We start from the raw sequence: 16,521 nt of genomic DNA, 5'->3' as shown, positions 1-16,521 counted from the left end.
ATCATAACAGACTAAAGTTGGATCGCCTTATGTGCATACGGCGATCCAAAACGAATCGCCGTACACCATTCCTTACATGAAAATGTCGATAATCGTTTTTTCGCCAGACTGATCCTGCTTCAACAGCTGCGGAGAAATTTCGATTCCGCCTGTACGATAACGATTGGAGCCGAATTCAGCTTCCATTTCATTTCCATTTATTTTCACGCTTTTCACGGTCGCATTGCCATCGCCCTGCAAATGGTAGACGAAGGTAACTGGAATGCCCTGATATTCGAAATCGAATCGCAGGCCATTGAGCGACTGCGGCAGCACCGGATCAACAATCAGCTTGCCTTGCACTTGGCGAATACCAAGCACATTGGCTACGAGCTGGTTCATATAAATTCCCGGCCCGCTGGAATAAATTCTCCAGCCGCCTTTAACCGGAGCAGAGCCGTCACGCAGCTGGGCAAAACGCTCCTGCGCCTCGTAACGCGTATTAAACTTGCCGTCCGAGCTGCTGAAATAGGAATTGCTTTGGCGAAGCTCCGCATTAGGGACAGCGTCCTTCAAGCCGACCGGGTTAATGATCGCAAGTCCATTCCATGCTTCATCTACCTTACCGAGCTTAGCCATCGCTTCTACATAGCGGATATGGGCATGTACATATTGCAGCCCTACCTCGCGCCCAAAGTTCGCCGCCTGCTCAGCACGCTTGAAATGCGTGCTTACACCGCCGGTATATTTCGCTGGACGGTTCATCAGCCGCACGCCATCCGGACAATATAACTCTCGCTTAATGAGGTCATAATGCGCCTCGGCCTGCTCAGCCGTAAGCAGCTCGGCAATCATGCTGCGGGTCATTGGAAGCAGGCGGTATTGTATGCCTGTCACCGCATCCGATGGATGCAGCATCAGCTCCGCTTGCTCTGGCTGCTCCATATACAAGAAGCCAGGAATGACATCGGTTTGCAGCATGTAACGATTGAAGTCTGCTTTAATGCCCTCGCTCAGTGTGCCAAGCTCTGCCGCCCAATCGCTATTGTGCGCTTGCATCGCCGCTGACAAATGCGTAAACACCTGGTACGTAAGCGCTACTGTCCAGCTGCTCACCATATACTGCTTAAGCTGGGCGTTGGCAGGCTGAAGTGTGTCATCCCAATCGCCATCGCCATAGGAGGACAAATGGGTGTCATGCAGGAAATGCCCCTTAATATAGGCGATTTCCTTCTGCGCATGCTCAAGCAGCGATGCCGTATGCGACGTGAAAGCAAAGCCTTTTTTCGTCGTATAAGGAATCTGCTCCTCCAGCACAGAATAATCCTGCGTCGCTGTCAAATAGTCGCTGAGCACCTTGAGCGGCCATACGATAATATCGCCATGGCTTTCTTCCTGCTGCACGTTCACGTAGTTGTCGAACATAAACCATTGCGGCCAATTGCCGTCTTCCTCATACTGATGGGAAAAGACCGTCAGCAATATTTCACGAACCGCACCGTAATTTTGCATCGCCATAAAATATTCAGTCGGCCCTTGGCAAACATCCCGCGTTCCCCAAGCAGCGCCGCCATATTGCTCCAAGCCGTGCGGTACCGAATAATGGACGAGCATATTGTGCGTGTACCACCATGCCAGCGTATTAAACTTGTCCACTTCAGCGGTATTGCCGCCTTTTTGCGTTAGCTGGAACCCATTCATAACCTGCTTGTAAAAAGCACGATAGGCCCGCGCCTGCGCTTCCGCATCCTCTACGCTAGCGGATTTCGCTGGAAGCTCTTCACCTTGCAGCAATCCTTGCACGGTTAATGACCACTCGCTGCTAGCCCCGAGCTCCAGAACGACCAGCGATGCGCCGCCTGACTCCATTCCCGTTACGAGCTTTTGCTCATCCGCAACGGTCATTTCCGCTCCATCCACACGCAGCCGATAGCGAAGCTTCGAATATACAGCTGAGCTTAGTGCCGCCGAATCGGCCGTAAATTCTAGACCATCCTGATGCTCGCTCATATGATACGGCAAAATATATTCATTATCATTCATGGACACTTGGTTCGTGACCAGATAACGGTGCTTCCTTCCGCTTGTCGAACGGACATGCATCCGAACTTCTGGCGTATCTACAGTTGTATAATTCGTAATGATGATGAGATCATCTGACGTTTTGTAATACCATTTTGCAAAGTTAAAGCCCATTTCAAACATCGACGGCATCGTAAGCAGACGATATACGCCATCCAGCTCTACATAAATGCGTTGTCCCGACGTTTTCGGCACATTCAGCGCATTGCGGGCATTCGTCACCCATTTGTGGAACGTTGTGTTGCCTACAACCAGCTGCGAGTTGAACAGACCGTACATATAAGAGGTTGTTGTCAGAACATGCGTGTTCAAGCGGTCATTGCCGCCCGTCATCAGAATATGGCCATGCGGACGCTCGACCAGCAGCTCTTTTTCCTTTAATACAACATGCTCATGGGCCGCAGTGAAAAAAGAAAGCAGAGACTCTCCCGCATACTCCTCCTGCGAGCGCTCAGGGAACAAGCCGTTAATCTCTTCCGCCGTCATCGATACGGTTTGCAAAGGAGAGCCAATAGCCGCCGCTTTGCGCACCGGATTCGCCTCTTGCGATTGTAAAGCAGGCGCAGCAGATACCTGCTCCCACGCTCGCTGTACTTCAGCCGTAAAGGCTAGCGAGGTTACCGCCTCCGCATGATTTTCCTTAAATAAGCCGTAAAAAACAACATTCAGCTCGCCGTCCAGCTTGGCAAGTGGCGCTTGCAGAGCCGTGTAGGCAAATTCATATTGGTAAACCTCATTGGCCAGCGATGGCTTCATTAATGCTTCAGCTATATCCGTTTCCTTATAGCTTAGGCCATAGAATTGGAAGCCGTCTGTCGAATAGCCAGCTGCGCCTGTCCATGCTCCTTGCTGCAAATAAGGGAAGCTTCCGCGCTGCGGCATATTTTGGCGGGAACAAACGACATAACCGCGCCGCTCATCCTCAAATACGGAATGGTCAATATATTGCGATTGATAAGCTTCATTGCTGCGAACGGCGGCTTGGTCAGCAAGACCGATGTCTTGACCATAGATGACATCGACCATCTCGCCATTGCCGGCTACCAACACATCCCAAAACCATACGCCTGCTTCCGATAGTAGAAAACGCACCTGGTAACGAACACCTTCTGCTTCTCCCGCCCACACAACTTGACTTGCACTATAGGAGACACGGCTATTCGAGCGCACGCCAAGCAAAGGAACGGCTACAATGCCAGATTCACGGTGCAAACGCAAATATATATTATTTAGTGAACCGTCTACCGCATTGGATAGAAGTTGATTAATCATGGTGTCGTTATGGGTAATTTGATAAAGATCGCCGCTGCTGAGAAAGGTGAACGATAGTTGTCCGGCCTCTACTTGAAAGCTGCTTCTGCTTGCTGCTGTCATGGTCATCACTCACTTTCCTGACTTTTTTAAAATATAAGAATTTATAAGTTTCACCCTTATAATCAGCTTATATTTCACCGCGAAACGGTAGCATTGCCGCCAGAGGACGGCTTCAGTCGTTTACGCTTGCTTATTTGTATACATAGGCTTTCATCAATAAACGCATAATAAACAGCTAATACCCGCGAAGTTGATGCAGATTGGCGGCATTTGCCGAAATCAATCGAAACGTTTCTATTTTACAACTAAAAGGATTATAGAACGTTTTCATCTTTCCGTCAATTGCCTCCATTACCCGAATTCCAAGTAGGTGAAACGTTTCTATTATCATTTTAACGCTTCAGAAGCAAATTTCAATAGCTGAAAAAAATGTGTTGAATACGATTACATTCTGTTTTATAATGACATCGAAACGTTTCTACGGTTACTAGCATCTCCTGATGCATTCGCGTATAATCTAAAATCGAAACGTTTCTATGTTTCATCAGGCTTATATACTAAGGGGAGCTTTTCAGGAATATGGGAGAGGAGGCATGTCGCTTAAGGCATATGTTCAGAGGGAAGCCAGCTGCTTAACTGCCAGCGCCATTGCATAAATCGGCAACAATAGAGTCATCATTTACTTAAGCTAATGCACCTTAAAATCACAGCTTCTTAAAGAGAGGAAGATTGACATGTTTAATAAATCCGTTAAAACTGCACTTATTAGTACAATGCTGCTTTCAGGTATTTTGACAGCGTGCTCTACATCCAATAATACAAATACAACAGGCGAGGCTGCTACTGGCGATCAGCCCGTTACCATTAAAGTTTGGGGCATGGGTGACCAAGAACAGACGCTCAAAACTATTTCCGAGCAATTCGAATCAGACAATCCGAACATTAAAGTCGATGTACAGGTTATCCCTTGGGGCTCGGCGCATGACAAGCTGCTGACAGCTGTTGCTTCCAAATCCGGTCCTGACGTGCTGCAAATGGGTACTTCCTGGATGCCGGAATTCGCAAATGCTGGCGCTTTGCTTGATTTGACGCCTTACATCGACCAATATCCTGAATTTAAACCTGAGAACTTTTTCGAGGGTATCGTAAAAACAACGCAATTTGACGGCAAAACGTACGGTATTCCTTGGTATGCTGAAACTCGCGTCCTGTTCTATCGCACCGACCTGCTGAAAGAAGTAGGCTATGACAAAGCGCCTGCTACTTGGGATGAGCTGAAGGATGCGGCAACGAAATTGACTGCGCGCGGCGAAGGCAAATACGGCATTGACCTCGTTCCAGGAGAGCCGACTCTGGGCATTATGTTTGCCCGCCAGAACGGTTCCAAGATTTTTGATGAGCAAAATAAACCTTTGTTCAATCAGCCGGAATTTGTTGACGCTGTAAAATATGTAGGCAGCTTCTATCAAGAGAAGCTTTCTCCTGTAGATCTCGGCATTGATGCTGTTCAAGGCTTTGCTGGCGACGGTGTTATCCCGATGTTCATCAGCGGACCTTGGATGATCAAGCCGATTAAAGAGCAAGCGCCGGATATCGAGGGTAAATGGGCAACCGCTGTTCTTCCATCCGGTTCGGTGAACAACAACTCGATTCTCGGCGGCTCAGATCTGACTGTATTCAAATACAGCAAAAATCAAGAAGCGGCAGTGAAGTTTATTGCCTACATGAGCAAGCCAGAAGTTCAGTTGAAATGGAAAGAGCTGTCCGATGCGCTTCCAGCTGTACAAAGCGTATGGCAAGATGCTTCTATGACTGCTGATCCTAACCTTCAAGTCATTGGGGAGCAGCTTAAGCATGCTGAAGCAACACCAGCTCTTACTGCTTATGATCAAATTTCACAAAAATATGTAGCCAGCTTTGAGCAAATTTATCGCGCTAACGCTGACGTGCAGACGCAAATGGATGCTTTGAACGTTGAAGCTGAGAAATTAATTAAATAATCTTTTAGCCGGCAGCTGCTTTTGTATAGGGCTGTCGGTTATCCCTATTATTGTCCATTTGCGCAAAAGCGTAAATTTAAAGGATGTGACTTAGCCGATGAAAGGCATATTGAATAATAAAACACCTTATTTCTTTATAGCGCCAACGTTGATTTTGCTCGCTATGTTCTCCCTGCTGCCTATCGTTATTGCACTCGTCATCAGCTTCACCGATATGGATCTCGCCGGCCTTGCCGATTTTTCCAACATTTCATTTGTAGGCATGCAAAACTACTTGGACGTATTGACTGATCCGTTATTTGTACAAGCGATTACCAATACGCTTTATTATGTCATTATTGGCGTTCCTTCGGTTATCGCCTTGTCGCTTGCGATTGCACTGCTGATTAACTTCGGCAGATCAAAAATATTTACGACTTTCCGCGTCATTTATTATTTGCCGTCCGTGACCAACGTCGTTGCCGTTGCGGTCGTATGGACTTATTTGTACAACCCATCGCTTGGCTTGTTCAACTATTTGCTGAACCTTGTGCATCTTCCCGATGTCCAGTGGCTCCAGCACCCGATTATAGCTAAAATCTCGCTGATCATTCTTGCCTTATGGCGGGCGATCGGACTGAATATGCTTATTTTTATTGCCGCTATCAAGGGCATACCACGCTCTTATTACGAGGCTGCACAAATTGACGGAGCCAGCAGCTGGCAGCAAATGCGGACGATTACGCTTCCGCTGTTGCGTTATGCTATTTTCTTCGTATCCATTACCACGATGATTGGCTGGATTCAATTTTTCGAAGAGCCGCTCATTATGACTAAAGGCGGACCGCTTAACGGCACGATGTCCGTAGCCTTGTTCATTTACAACAACGGCTTCCAATACAGCAAATTCGGATATGCTGCGGCAGGATCCTTTATACTATTTATTTCGATCATTATCATTACGCTTATTCAATTCAAGTTCCAGAACAAGGAAACAGACGTTTAAAGAAAGGAGAGGGGAATACAGATGGCACTGAAAACAAAAAAAGGCACAGCCCTTCAATGGCTGCTCGGCATTTTGCTGACTGGCGGCGGGATAGTAATGATGCTTCCGTTCGCATGGATGATTATGTCGGCATTCAAGACAGAGAGCGAGGTCAAGCAGCTGCCTCCAACCCTATGGCCGAAAAATATTACGTTCGAAAACTTCAGCAATTTGTTCGTCAATATGCATTTTGGCACGTATTTGAGCAACACGCTGCTGATTGTCTTTTTCTCCTTTATCGGCTTGTTCCTAAATGCGATGGCTGGTTATGCTTTCGCCAAGTTCAAGTTCAAAGGCAAAGATAAGCTGTTCTATCTCGTACTCGCAACGATGATGATTCCCGGCCAGGTAACGATGATTCCTGTCTACCTGCTGCTTAATGAAATGCATCTAACGAATACGATGGTAGGTATCGTGCTTCCAGGCTTTGTTGGCGCATTCGGCATTTTTCTATTCCGCCAATTTATGTCCACGATTCCCGACGAGCTGCTGGAAGCAACTCGCTTGGACGGAGCAAGCGAAATTCGCACCTTCTTCCAAATCGTGCTTCCGATCTCTAAAGCTATTCTGGCCATTCAAGGCATTCTGACGTTTATCGGCGGCTGGAACAGCTTCCTGTGGCCGCTTATTATTGCCAATGACGAGAAGCTGTACACGCTGTCCGTCGGACTCGCTTTGCTCAAGGGCGAGCATGGCAGCAACTATGCTTTGCAAATGGCAGGCTCCACGTTCATGGTGCTGCCGGTTGTCATCGTCTTTATTTTCTTCCAGAAGCAAATTATTGAGAATTATTCGATTTCCGGCATTAAATAAACGCTGGGTCAAGGAGGTTCCATCGCAATGGCCTTGTTTCAATGTGATTTTTTCTCGGAAAAGCTTGGCTTCTCGACCGGCATGTCGGTTATTTTGCCACAGCCGTCCTTAGCTGACCTTTCTACCCGCCAGGCAGAAACGGATTACAAATATCCGGTGCTGTATTTGCTGCATGGGCTATCCGATGACCATACCGCTTGGACGCGCTATACCTGTATTGAACGTTATGCTTCCAGCAAAGGAATCGCTGTCGTCATGCCTGGCGTGCATCGCAGCTTCTATGCCGATATGGAGCAGGGCGGACGCTACTGGAGCTTTGTAAGCGAGGAGCTGCCGCTGGTGGCCCGCTCCTTCTTCCCGCTGTCAGCCCGCAGGGAAGACAACTTTGTCGCCGGCCTCTCGATGGGCGGCTACGGCGCGTTCAAGCTGGGACTGCATCATCCTGAGCGCTTTGCCGCTGCGGCAAGCCTTTCTGGCGCGCTTGATGTTGCGAGCCGTCTCCAGCACCCGGACTTCTCTTATACGGATGAAGGCGAGTTTGGACGATTGTACGGCAGTATGGAGAAGCTCGAAGCCGGGCCTAGCAATCTATTTAACCTTTTAGCCTCTGCAGCTGCGCTTGCCCCTGAACAACAGCCGAAGTTTTATCAATGCTGCGGGACAGAAGATTTTCTGTATGAGGATAATCTTCGCTTCAAGGCAGCGATGGAGGACTACGGGCTGACTCTCACCTATGACGAGGAGCCGGGCATGCATGAGTGGGGCTACTGGGATCGCAATATCCAGCGCGTCCTTGACTGGCTGCCGCTTTCCCGCTAGAACCTTAAAAGCGCCTGCTCCCGACAACAATCGGGGCAGGCGCTTTTAAGGTTCTTTTATATAGTCAGATGAGTTCTTAAAACCCGCGTTGCTCTATTTTAATCGACTTTGGCAATACCAGCGTCATTTGAGCGTTATACATATTCGACTGAAGCGGACCATTATGCCGCTCAAATTCGCCGACCATGACATACATGACCGTTCCTATTACGCTTGTGCTAACCAGCTGCTCCGAAGTGTCAATCGGCTCAGCAGCCCAGTACTGCACCTGCCCCAGCAATTGCACCTTTCCTCCATCCACCTGATCCACACTTACTGGACGGAGCGCTTGTACGACGATTTTATCGATCTTCTCCGGCACCGAGATCGGCGCCGACTCAATAAGTGCCGTCCGCTCCATTTGGCGCATCGTCCCTCTAAGCTCGTCCAATATCCCCGTAGAGATCAGCCCCGCCATCGCAAGGCTGAAGCTCCCGATCATTCCAACGATAAATAGGCTGATCCAATCGTAACGCAGCGTCGTCCGCTCGCTTCCCGCAAACCAAATGTACAATAAAACTTCCGCACCGAGCAAAATAAAAACAAGCGGCGCCACCCATAGCAGCATATTGTATGCCCCTGTCCCGCTCCAGATGGAGACCGCTACAGCGACCCCCATCAATAATAAGGTAACGCCCATCGAAAGCGTGCCTACACGCCACTGCTTCATTCGCTCTTCCCCTTCCGCAGCGATTCCGCCTGTTTCCAATCCTTAGGGGGAAGCCCTTTGTTTCGTTGAAACCCTCTGCCAAATGCCATGCGCAGGCCAGCAGCAATCATGACAAAGGCTACCAGCGCGGTCGGCAAATTATATTTTATATTTTGATACTGGGCATACCATCTTGGAATATAATTCGCAGCGTATTCGGCCAGAACACGATCACCCATAAAATACAGCCCGATCAGCAGCAGAGCGATGCCGATCCAGCGCTGATAAGGAGCAAACTGCGTAATAATCGCTTGATCCTTTAAGCCTTCCTGTGGTTCACTCGACAGCTGCCGCATGACATCGAAGAAAGCGAAAAACCAGAATAACGGCATCAAGAATAGAAACATCGACAGCCGCAGCGCATCCATTAAGTAGACGGAGGCGAGAAAGCCAGCCATAATTTGCAGGCCGCGTGTTTGAAGCCCGAGATATAGATGCCCTGCGCCAGGAAAGAGCGACAGCGTTGCAGCGAGCGCTTTATTTTTGCGCCCCTTGTTCATGTACTCCTCCAGCTCTTCGAAAAACGGTCGATCTTCCAAGGGCTCGCCCCGTTTTTTGCGCTGCAGCTGCTGTGAAGCATCAAAAATACTGTAAATCCAGATGACTGGCACGCCTAGCAGGAAAATAAGAAACTCTTCCGTCCCCGTCACCATCGATATAAAAATAACAACTGCGAACAAGCCGATAGATGCAATGAGGAACGCAATGCCCCGCTGCATCAGCCCTAGCGCCATATGGCCCAAGCCAGGAATGATGGACAGGAGCAGCGTATTCGTGCGCTCTTTCTGCTCGCTGTAGGTTAAGAGGTCTGCTTGTGCGTGCATCGCTCCCGGCGGCATGCTGTTGTACATCTGATCTGGACTTGGAGGCGCTCCTGCACCATAAGCAGCTTCATTCGGATACGGCTGCCGCCTGCCAATGAGCGTTACAATCATATCAAGCATATTGATGCCCCAGAATAGAAACGAAATCAAGCACAGAATAAAGCCCGTGTCATCTTCAATATAGTTTACGATTGAAATCATAATCAAAATCGCGAGCGGACCAAACCCTCCTGCTGCATAAAGTACAAATCTTATCGGACGCCCCATATAAGCATGGCCGAAGCCCGGCAGCATGGACAGCAGCAGCGCAACGATGGGCTTTTTCTCCCTATTCATTCCTTAATCTCTCCTTCATCATTCGTTATTTAAACCGTTTGGAGGCGATGCCGTCCAGCCAGTGGGAAGTGCGATTCATCATTTGCTGCGACCAGGAGGGCTCGCGCTGCTCCTTGTCTCGGATGAGCTGCTCCTCTTTATGCTGCAGTCTGCTATGGTCTATTTTTTCAAGCTCCTGTGAAATGTTGTTCAGTACGCCTGTACCGAGCAGCAGCAGGGTAATGACCGCCGCAGCGGTATAATGGGTTGCCGGATGCTGGAGCCAGGATTTGCGGCGGTATGATTTCTCCTGAAGGAACGGACCCGGCATGGACAGCTGCTGTTTTTCTGATTCAGATGGTCCGAACAGTTGCCTGCTGAGCCTACTGCCCATCTGTTCAAAATCCGGGAGCTCAATCGCCTGCTTTAACGGACTGGCTCCAGCTATATGTGGCTCAGACATACGGGCGCTCCCCGCCATGTCCGCCTCCAATACGAGCATAAATCGCTCTAAGCATTCGTCACAGCCAGCAAGCTGCCGCTCGATCTGCTCGCGTTCCGGCTCGGATAGCAAATTCGCCACATATTGCTCCAGAAGGGAGGCCTCCACATGATTCACATGCTTGCCCTGCTGTTTCGTCCTCGAACTCTCGCCATGCTTGTGCTCCTCATGTTGACTCATTCAAAGTCCTCCCTTCTCCAGTGCCGCTTGATCCAGTTTCTTGCCCGGTACAGGCGCGATTCTACGCTTTTGCGCTCCAGTCCGGTTGAGGACGAAATTTCCTCATATGATTTCTGTTCTATATAATAGGCGTTTACGACTTCGCGATAATTGTCCGGGAGCTGCTCGACCTGTTCTCGTATGTAGCGTTTTTCCTCGCGCTCGATCGCAGCGCGCTCCGCGGGCATCGCAGTTCCTTGCCCATCGGTGTCCGGTCCCAGATTGTCCACATATTCGCTCAGTTCTTCCGGCTTGCGTGCCTTGCTCCGCTTCCAATCAATCGCACGGTTTACAGCAATGCGGGTCACCCAGGTTTTAAAGCCTTCCAGCCTGCACTCGGGGAGAGAGCGGTGAATTTGCAGCAGCACTTCCTGGGTAACATCCTCCGCATCATGCGGCGAATGAAGCACAGCATAAACCGTTTTATATATATGAGCGCCATATTCCTGCACGAATGACTGGAATTCCGCAGGCCCGCCGTCGCGGAGCGCTATTAACCATGCTTCATCTTGAATCTTGCTCTCCCCCTTCCCGTTATAATAGACGCCGGAACCTCGGCTATCCCCTGCACCTTATTAAAAAAAGATTGTTGTGCTACTAGTGTAATTAACAATGTAATTTTCATTAGAAGAAACCGCTAGAAGAGTCTTCACAAAGTGCTATTATATGTGAGAAAATGTAGATATATGTCTAATATCAGGAAGTTGAGGGATTTGCTAGTGGCCTTATCTTTGGAAGAATTACGACGTTTTAGAACTTTGACTATTATCGCTCTTTTCTCAGATGATGATCTCCTTGATACTCTAGTCTTAAAGGGTGGAAATGCCTTAGATATTGGATATGGCATGAACTCCCGCGCTTCAATTGATTTAGATTTTTCTATGTCTCAGGATTTTGAAAGCATTGGCCTTACCAACCTAGAAGAAGTACGCCAACGCCTTGAATTTGTACTTTCCAGAACCTTTTTTGATAATGGTTATAAAGTATTCGACGTTAAAATGATATCCAAGCCTAAAACGAGAACTCCAAAAACCCCCTATTTCTGGGCAGGATATGAAGCCAATTTCAAGGTCATTGAAAATGATAAATTTGAAGCGCATAAGAATGAGCCTATTTGGTTGACAAATAAATCAATTTCAGTGAGTGATACAAAGAAAAATATAACAATAGATTTTGGAATGCATGAATATCTAGGGGATATTACAATGGCAGAGCTTGACGGATATATCGTCCCTATTTATACGCCAACCCTTATTGTTTTAGAAAAATAAGAGCAGTGTGCCAACAGATGGCCGAATATAATGTTAGTATTGGAAAAGAAGAGAATTTCGGAAAAGCACGACCTAGAGATTTTTTTGATATCTACACGGTATTAGAAAGTTCATTAGTACATATCGATTTTAACCATCCAGATACTATACGCCATTTAAAAGCATGCTTCCAAGCTAAAAACGTCCCCATTGCACTAATAGCCAAAATTCCAGATACACTTGAGTTTCATAAGCAAGATGAAAACAAACTAAGAGATAGTGTTGTAGGCTCAGAATTCAAAGGGTTTGATTTTTACTTCAACTATGTAGTAGATCTGTTGTATAAAAACAAATTGCATATACTTGCTGCATAAATTAAGAACCGCTTGAACAATTCAAGCGGTTCTTAAAAATGATCAAGATAAATTTCGAGGGTAGTATAGCTTCCAACGATTAGAATATGCTTTTTCAATAATATTGTAGGTTAAATAAAAATCATGTTCCACTGGTATATTTGACATTAATTTAAGCGCAGTATCATTGTATCCTGCTAACTCTAGATAAAATCCAATTGCCTGATGATATGGGTAAATATATTTTAATTTCTGAATGTACATCCGCATTTTGTTTACAGAAATTAAGCCCTTAGCACTCCTATAAATGTTCAATACTTCATTAACGCCACCGGAATAATCCGGTCGTACTGCAATGTCAATCAAAGTTCTCTCTAAATCTGTCACTCGCAGCCCATTTTTCTCTATAATTCCTAACTGATTTGTATAGCGTCCATTCAAGACATATATACGGCGACTCTCAAAATCAAAAAAATTATTTGTTTGTCGCATAGGCTTTAAAAATGCCTGATCTATATTCTGCTGTAGCAACACCGCGGAAGGTGCCCCTTTTTTTTCCGACTGTTCTCGGTTTACATAAATAGATTTTACAATTTCATTAGTCAAATCATGTAAAGTAACTGCGGAATAATGGCTTAAATACAGATTGGAAAATAAAGAAACAGCAAACTCGGTGTGATCCAGTTGGCTGTTAGTAAATACATATCTAATTATTTCTCTACCACCTAAAATAATTACGACTTGGCGCAAGATTTTTCTTCGCTCAACAAGAAACTCTAAAAATTCTTCAGTTGTTGTTGATGCAGGTAATTTCCATTTATATTGATTGGAAAAAAGAACAGAATTCATATCAGAAACGCTAAGAATATTTTTTTTCAATTCTTGAAGTACAAATTCAATTTCTGACTTGTAGAGATCCATAATCTGATACCGATTAGGGCGTGCCATTTTAGACCTCATTCCATTACATATTAAATATCATCTAGTGTATACACTAGATGATACCACAAGTATAGGGATAAGTCAACATCCGCAAGCTAATTAAATGTGCATGGCATTTATATAATCAGGTGTATACACCTGATTATAGACATAAAAATCAGATTAGTCAAGATAATTTCCTTAGTTATATCTCCTTGATAACTTGGTACACAGCTCCAATAACAATCAGAAAGAAGCTTTTTAGAACACTCCCTTAACTTGCGCAATAATTGGTTAAAAGACGTGCTATAAGAACCTTGATAAGCATCTATAATAAGAACACACAAGTCAGCGTCCTTATTAGAATATACGATAATAATATTTTGTATTTACTCACAACCATGACAAAGAAGGCGTTCAAGTTAAGAACGCCTCTGCCCTAATGACTTATAACATTACTTCAGTAACTGTTCAGCTAATTAAGCAGACGCAAGCCTACGCCTCCAAAGCCTGCTTCAGCTCATCGGAAGAATTGGTCCACCATTCTTCATTATGCTCAATTAACAGCTTGCGGAACGCAGCCTTTTCTTCCGCGCCCAGCTCGCCCAAGTTGTAGCGGCGCTTAATCGCATGATCGAGCTTGTTGACATGGTCGGCGAGAATTTTCCAGCCGCGGCGCGCTTCCGTGTCGATCCACATTTCGCAAGCCGTTGCGCCAGCGTAGTTCGTGCCATTCTCTCCACGTTCTACCGCAACCCATACAATCCAGCATTGGCGGCCATTCGGTGTATCCTCTTTATTAGGCGAAAACTTGATGCCGCGCTCCACTTTGCTTTTCGCATGCATTGCGCCGTCGTCGATATAAGCGACGCCCGCATCAATAATAACGCAGGATACTTGGCTCAGATCAATGGTGCCTGCACCAAAGCCTTTATGCTGTTTATTGCTCACGACGTTAAGCGCGAGTGATTTCTTTTCTTTTTTCTCCGGTTGTCCTTGCTGTTCCATCCGTTCGTACACGTCCTCTCTTCACATTTCATCTATTGTAATGCCGCAGCAGCTTGCAGCCAATCTCTCCTTTCCATTTTGACCGTTTTTCCGCAATAACACAAGCGCACACGGCACAATTTCCTGCTGTATCCGCAAGCGGCTTCCGCTTTACACGCCTTCAGCAGCGCCGCTGCAAAAATCCACAAGACTATTCCTGTACAAGCCGACATATACATGCTGTAGATGCTTGTCAACGGGAGGGAAACGTTCAATGACTCCAGGACCTTTCAAACGAATCGCGCTCATTATGCTCTCGGCTGTCCTGCTCGGACTGTCGCTGCATCATGGCTTCGGCAACGCTTGGCTATCCCAGTATACGTACGCCTCCGGCACCTCAGATCCGTCACTTGCTGGTTCGGCAAATAGCGCTGCAGCCCACACCACCACTGCTCCACCAAGCCGTGCGGCCGGTATACCAGCTGACACACAGGCTGAACCGCAAACGGCCAAGCCGCCTGCCCCGGCAGCACCGGTGCAGCCCGACTCTGTCCAGCCTGATGCCGTGCAGACGCTCAGCAAAAGAGTCGTCCAATACAACATGCACGTTGCGCTTCGAGAGGACATCCGATATTTGGACGGCTCCCAGACCGTGACTTGGACGAACCCAGGCAAAAAAACGGTGTCCGAGCTGTATTTTCATCTGTATCCCAATGCCTTTCAATCCGAAAAATCGACGTTCATGCGCGAGTCTGGCGGCCAACTGCGCGGCGACAAGGCTACGGTCGACAGCCAAGGTTATTTGAAGCTGCTCACCTTGCAAACGCTGGAGGGCGAGAGCCTGCTTCCCCGCCTGCATTATGTCCAGCCCGATGACGGAAATACAGACGATTATACGCTGACCAAGCTTAACCTTCCCGTTCCAGTCGCACCGGGCAAATCAATAACGCTTGCCATGACCTACGAGGTTAAACTGCCCGAGGTATTCGCACGCATGGGCTATTCCGGCAGCTTCGTCATGGCGGGCCAGTGGTTTCCGAAGCTTGCCGTTTATGAAACAGATGGCACACGCGGCCGTACTAATGAAGGCTGGAACGTCCATCAGTATCATGGCGATTCAGAATTTTACAGCGACTTCGGCTTGTACAGCGCCCAGATTACTGTGCCAGAAAATTTTACGGTAGCCGCAACCGGCATTCAGACGAAGGAAGCTGTGACGCAAAATGGCACAAGCGTCTATCATTTTTATGCCGAGGATGTGCATGACTTTGCTTGGTCCGCCTCGCCAGACTTCATATACGCGGAGGACACCTTGTCAGGAACGGGCATTCCGGGCGTGCGCATTAAGCTTTATTTGGACCCTACCCACGAGGGGCTGAAGGACCGGTATATGCATGCAGCGAAATCGTCGCTGTCCAAATACGCGGAGTGGTACGGTGAATATCCGTATTCAACGCTGTCCATCATCGTTCCGCCAAAGGGGGCGAATGGCGCAGGCGGCATGGAATATCCAACTCTCGTAACCGCTTTAGCTGCTGAATCCGATAACCCTGGCTACAGCTTGGAGCGAACCGTTGTACATGAGATCGGTCATCAGTATTGGTACGGGATGGTCGCATCGAACGAGTTCGAAGAAGCTTGGCTCGACGAAGGCTTTACATCGTATGCCGAGGATAAAGTGATGGAGAACGCCTATGGCGTCGAACCCAATTTAGCTATGGAAGCCAGCTATATTACAGCTCCTGCCCCGCTTAAGCAGCCTTCATGGGCCTATCACAATAGCGATGAGTATGCGGAAAATGTTTACATGCGCGCCAAGCTTGTGCTGGTCGGCATTGAGAAACAGGTCGGAGCAAAGACGATGCAAAAAATTATGCGCACCTATTTTCAAAAATACAAATTCAAGCATCCAACTACTTCCGATTTCCAGCGTGTCGTCGAGCAGGTTACGAAGGAAAAATGGCAGGATTATTTTCACCAGTATGTATATGGCAGCCTGATGGCGGATTTTTCAGTAGAGGATATTCGAGTGAATAAAGTGGAGCAGGATGGCCAGACCCAATATGAGTCTACCGTGCTGATCAAGCGTAATGGCGGGCATAACGGGTCCATACCGCTCGTCTTCTCCTTTACCGACGGCGAAACAACTACTAAACTATGGGATGCCTCCGAGTTGCATATAGAGTACAAGGTAATGCACGCTGCTCCGCTCGCATGGGTAGCGGTTGATCCGAAAAACAGCAATGTTCTGGACAATAGGCATATTAACAATTTTATGCGCGCAGAAGTGCCAGAGCAGTCTCGCATTCGATGGAGCCTCGGTCTGACGAAGCTTATTGAAGGCTTGCTCGCATCCGTAGGCTGGTAGAGA

The 16,521-nt window shown here is 47.5% G+C and carries 14 protein-coding genes; 7 read left to right on the top strand and 7 right to left on the bottom strand.

Annotation, left to right across the window (positions count from 1 at the left end):
• Window positions 1-72: 72 nt before the first annotated feature.
• Window positions 73-3,435: a cellobiose phosphorylase gene (locus MHB80_RS01005; protein ID WP_341282820.1), complete on the bottom strand. Its 3,363-nt coding sequence runs from the start codon at window positions 3,433-3,435 to the stop codon at window positions 73-75.
• 674 nt (window positions 3,436-4,109) lie between these two features.
• On the opposite strand from MHB80_RS01005, the gene MHB80_RS01000 reads away from it, so the two are divergent.
• The 4 genes from MHB80_RS01000 to MHB80_RS00985 all read left to right on the top strand — a co-directional run bounded on the left by MHB80_RS01000 (window position 4,110) and on the right by MHB80_RS00985 (window position 8,031).
• Window positions 4,110-5,375, top strand: coding sequence for a sugar ABC transporter substrate-binding protein (locus MHB80_RS01000; RefSeq protein WP_341280437.1), 1,266 nt, complete (start codon window positions 4,110-4,112; stop codon window positions 5,373-5,375).
• Window positions 5,376-5,472: 97 nt separating this feature from the next.
• Window positions 5,473-6,360, top strand: a complete 888-nt coding sequence (locus tag MHB80_RS00995) for a sugar ABC transporter permease (protein WP_341280436.1) — start codon at window positions 5,473-5,475, stop codon at window positions 6,358-6,360.
• 21 nt (window positions 6,361-6,381) lie between these two features.
• A complete protein-coding gene (locus MHB80_RS00990; RefSeq protein ID WP_341280435.1) occupies window positions 6,382-7,212 on the top strand; it encodes a carbohydrate ABC transporter permease in 831 nt (276 codons plus the stop codon).
• A 27-nt stretch (window positions 7,213-7,239) separates the two neighbouring features.
• Complete coding sequence (locus tag MHB80_RS00985; protein WP_341280434.1) at window positions 7,240-8,031, top strand: alpha/beta hydrolase family protein; 792 nt, start codon at window positions 7,240-7,242, stop codon at window positions 8,029-8,031.
• Window positions 8,032-8,107: 76 nt separating this feature from the next.
• Here MHB80_RS00985 and MHB80_RS00980 read toward each other — a convergent pair whose 3' ends face one another.
• Genes MHB80_RS00980 through MHB80_RS00965 form a run of 4 tightly spaced genes read right to left on the bottom strand, consistent with a single transcriptional unit; the run spans window position 8,108 to window position 11,091 of the window.
• Window positions 8,108-8,740, bottom strand: coding sequence for a hypothetical protein (locus MHB80_RS00980; protein ID WP_341280433.1), 633 nt, complete (start codon window positions 8,738-8,740; stop codon window positions 8,108-8,110).
• Window positions 8,737-9,939 carry a hypothetical protein gene (locus MHB80_RS00975; protein WP_341280432.1) on the bottom strand — a complete coding sequence of 401 codons (1,203 nt, stop codon included), beginning with the start codon at window positions 9,937-9,939 and terminating at the stop codon, window positions 8,737-8,739. The genes MHB80_RS00980 and MHB80_RS00975 overlap by 4 nt, the downstream gene beginning before the upstream one ends.
• Window positions 9,940-9,964: 25 nt before the next feature.
• Window positions 9,965-10,600 carry a zf-HC2 domain-containing protein gene (locus tag MHB80_RS00970; protein ID WP_341280431.1) on the bottom strand — a complete coding sequence of 212 codons (636 nt, stop codon included), beginning with the start codon at window positions 10,598-10,600 and terminating at the stop codon, window positions 9,965-9,967.
• Window positions 10,597-11,091 (bottom strand): sigma-70 family RNA polymerase sigma factor, encoded by a 495-nt coding sequence (locus tag MHB80_RS00965; protein ID WP_341280430.1) that lies wholly within the window; start codon window positions 11,089-11,091, stop codon window positions 10,597-10,599. Before MHB80_RS00965 ends, MHB80_RS00970 begins: the two co-directional genes overlap by 4 nt.
• A 267-nt stretch (window positions 11,092-11,358) precedes the next feature.
• On the opposite strand from MHB80_RS00965, the gene MHB80_RS00960 reads away from it, so the two are divergent.
• Window positions 11,359-11,910 carry a nucleotidyl transferase AbiEii/AbiGii toxin family protein gene (locus MHB80_RS00960; protein ID WP_341280429.1) on the top strand — a complete coding sequence of 184 codons (552 nt, stop codon included), beginning with the start codon at window positions 11,359-11,361 and terminating at the stop codon, window positions 11,908-11,910.
• Between the two features lie 17 nt (window positions 11,911-11,927).
• Window positions 11,928-12,263: a hypothetical protein gene (locus tag MHB80_RS00955; protein ID WP_341280428.1), complete on the top strand. Its 336-nt coding sequence runs from the start codon at window positions 11,928-11,930 to the stop codon at window positions 12,261-12,263.
• A 42-nt stretch (window positions 12,264-12,305) separates the two neighbouring features.
• On the opposite strand, the gene MHB80_RS00950 is transcribed toward MHB80_RS00955, so the two are convergent.
• A complete protein-coding gene (locus MHB80_RS00950) occupies window positions 12,306-13,190 on the bottom strand; it encodes a hypothetical protein (protein ID WP_341280427.1) in 885 nt (294 codons plus the stop codon).
• Between the two features lie 468 nt (window positions 13,191-13,658).
• Entirely contained in the window at window positions 13,659-14,171 is a 513-nt protein-coding gene (locus tag MHB80_RS00945) for a YwhD family protein (RefSeq protein WP_056035079.1), read from the bottom strand.
• A gap of 253 nt (window positions 14,172-14,424) precedes the next feature.
• On the opposite strand from MHB80_RS00945, the gene MHB80_RS00940 reads away from it, so the two are divergent.
• Entirely contained in the window at window positions 14,425-16,518 is a 2,094-nt protein-coding gene (locus MHB80_RS00940) for a M1 family metallopeptidase (RefSeq protein ID WP_341280426.1), read from the top strand.
• The last annotated feature ends 3 nt before the right edge of the window (window positions 16,519-16,521 follow it).

It is taken from the genome of Paenibacillus sp. FSL H8-0537 (assembly GCF_038051995.1).
Lineage (GTDB): Bacteria > Bacillota > Bacilli > Paenibacillales > Paenibacillaceae > Pristimantibacillus.
The sequence above is the reverse complement of the archived record's forward strand: the minus strand, read 5'-3'. Positions and strand labels throughout refer to the sequence as shown.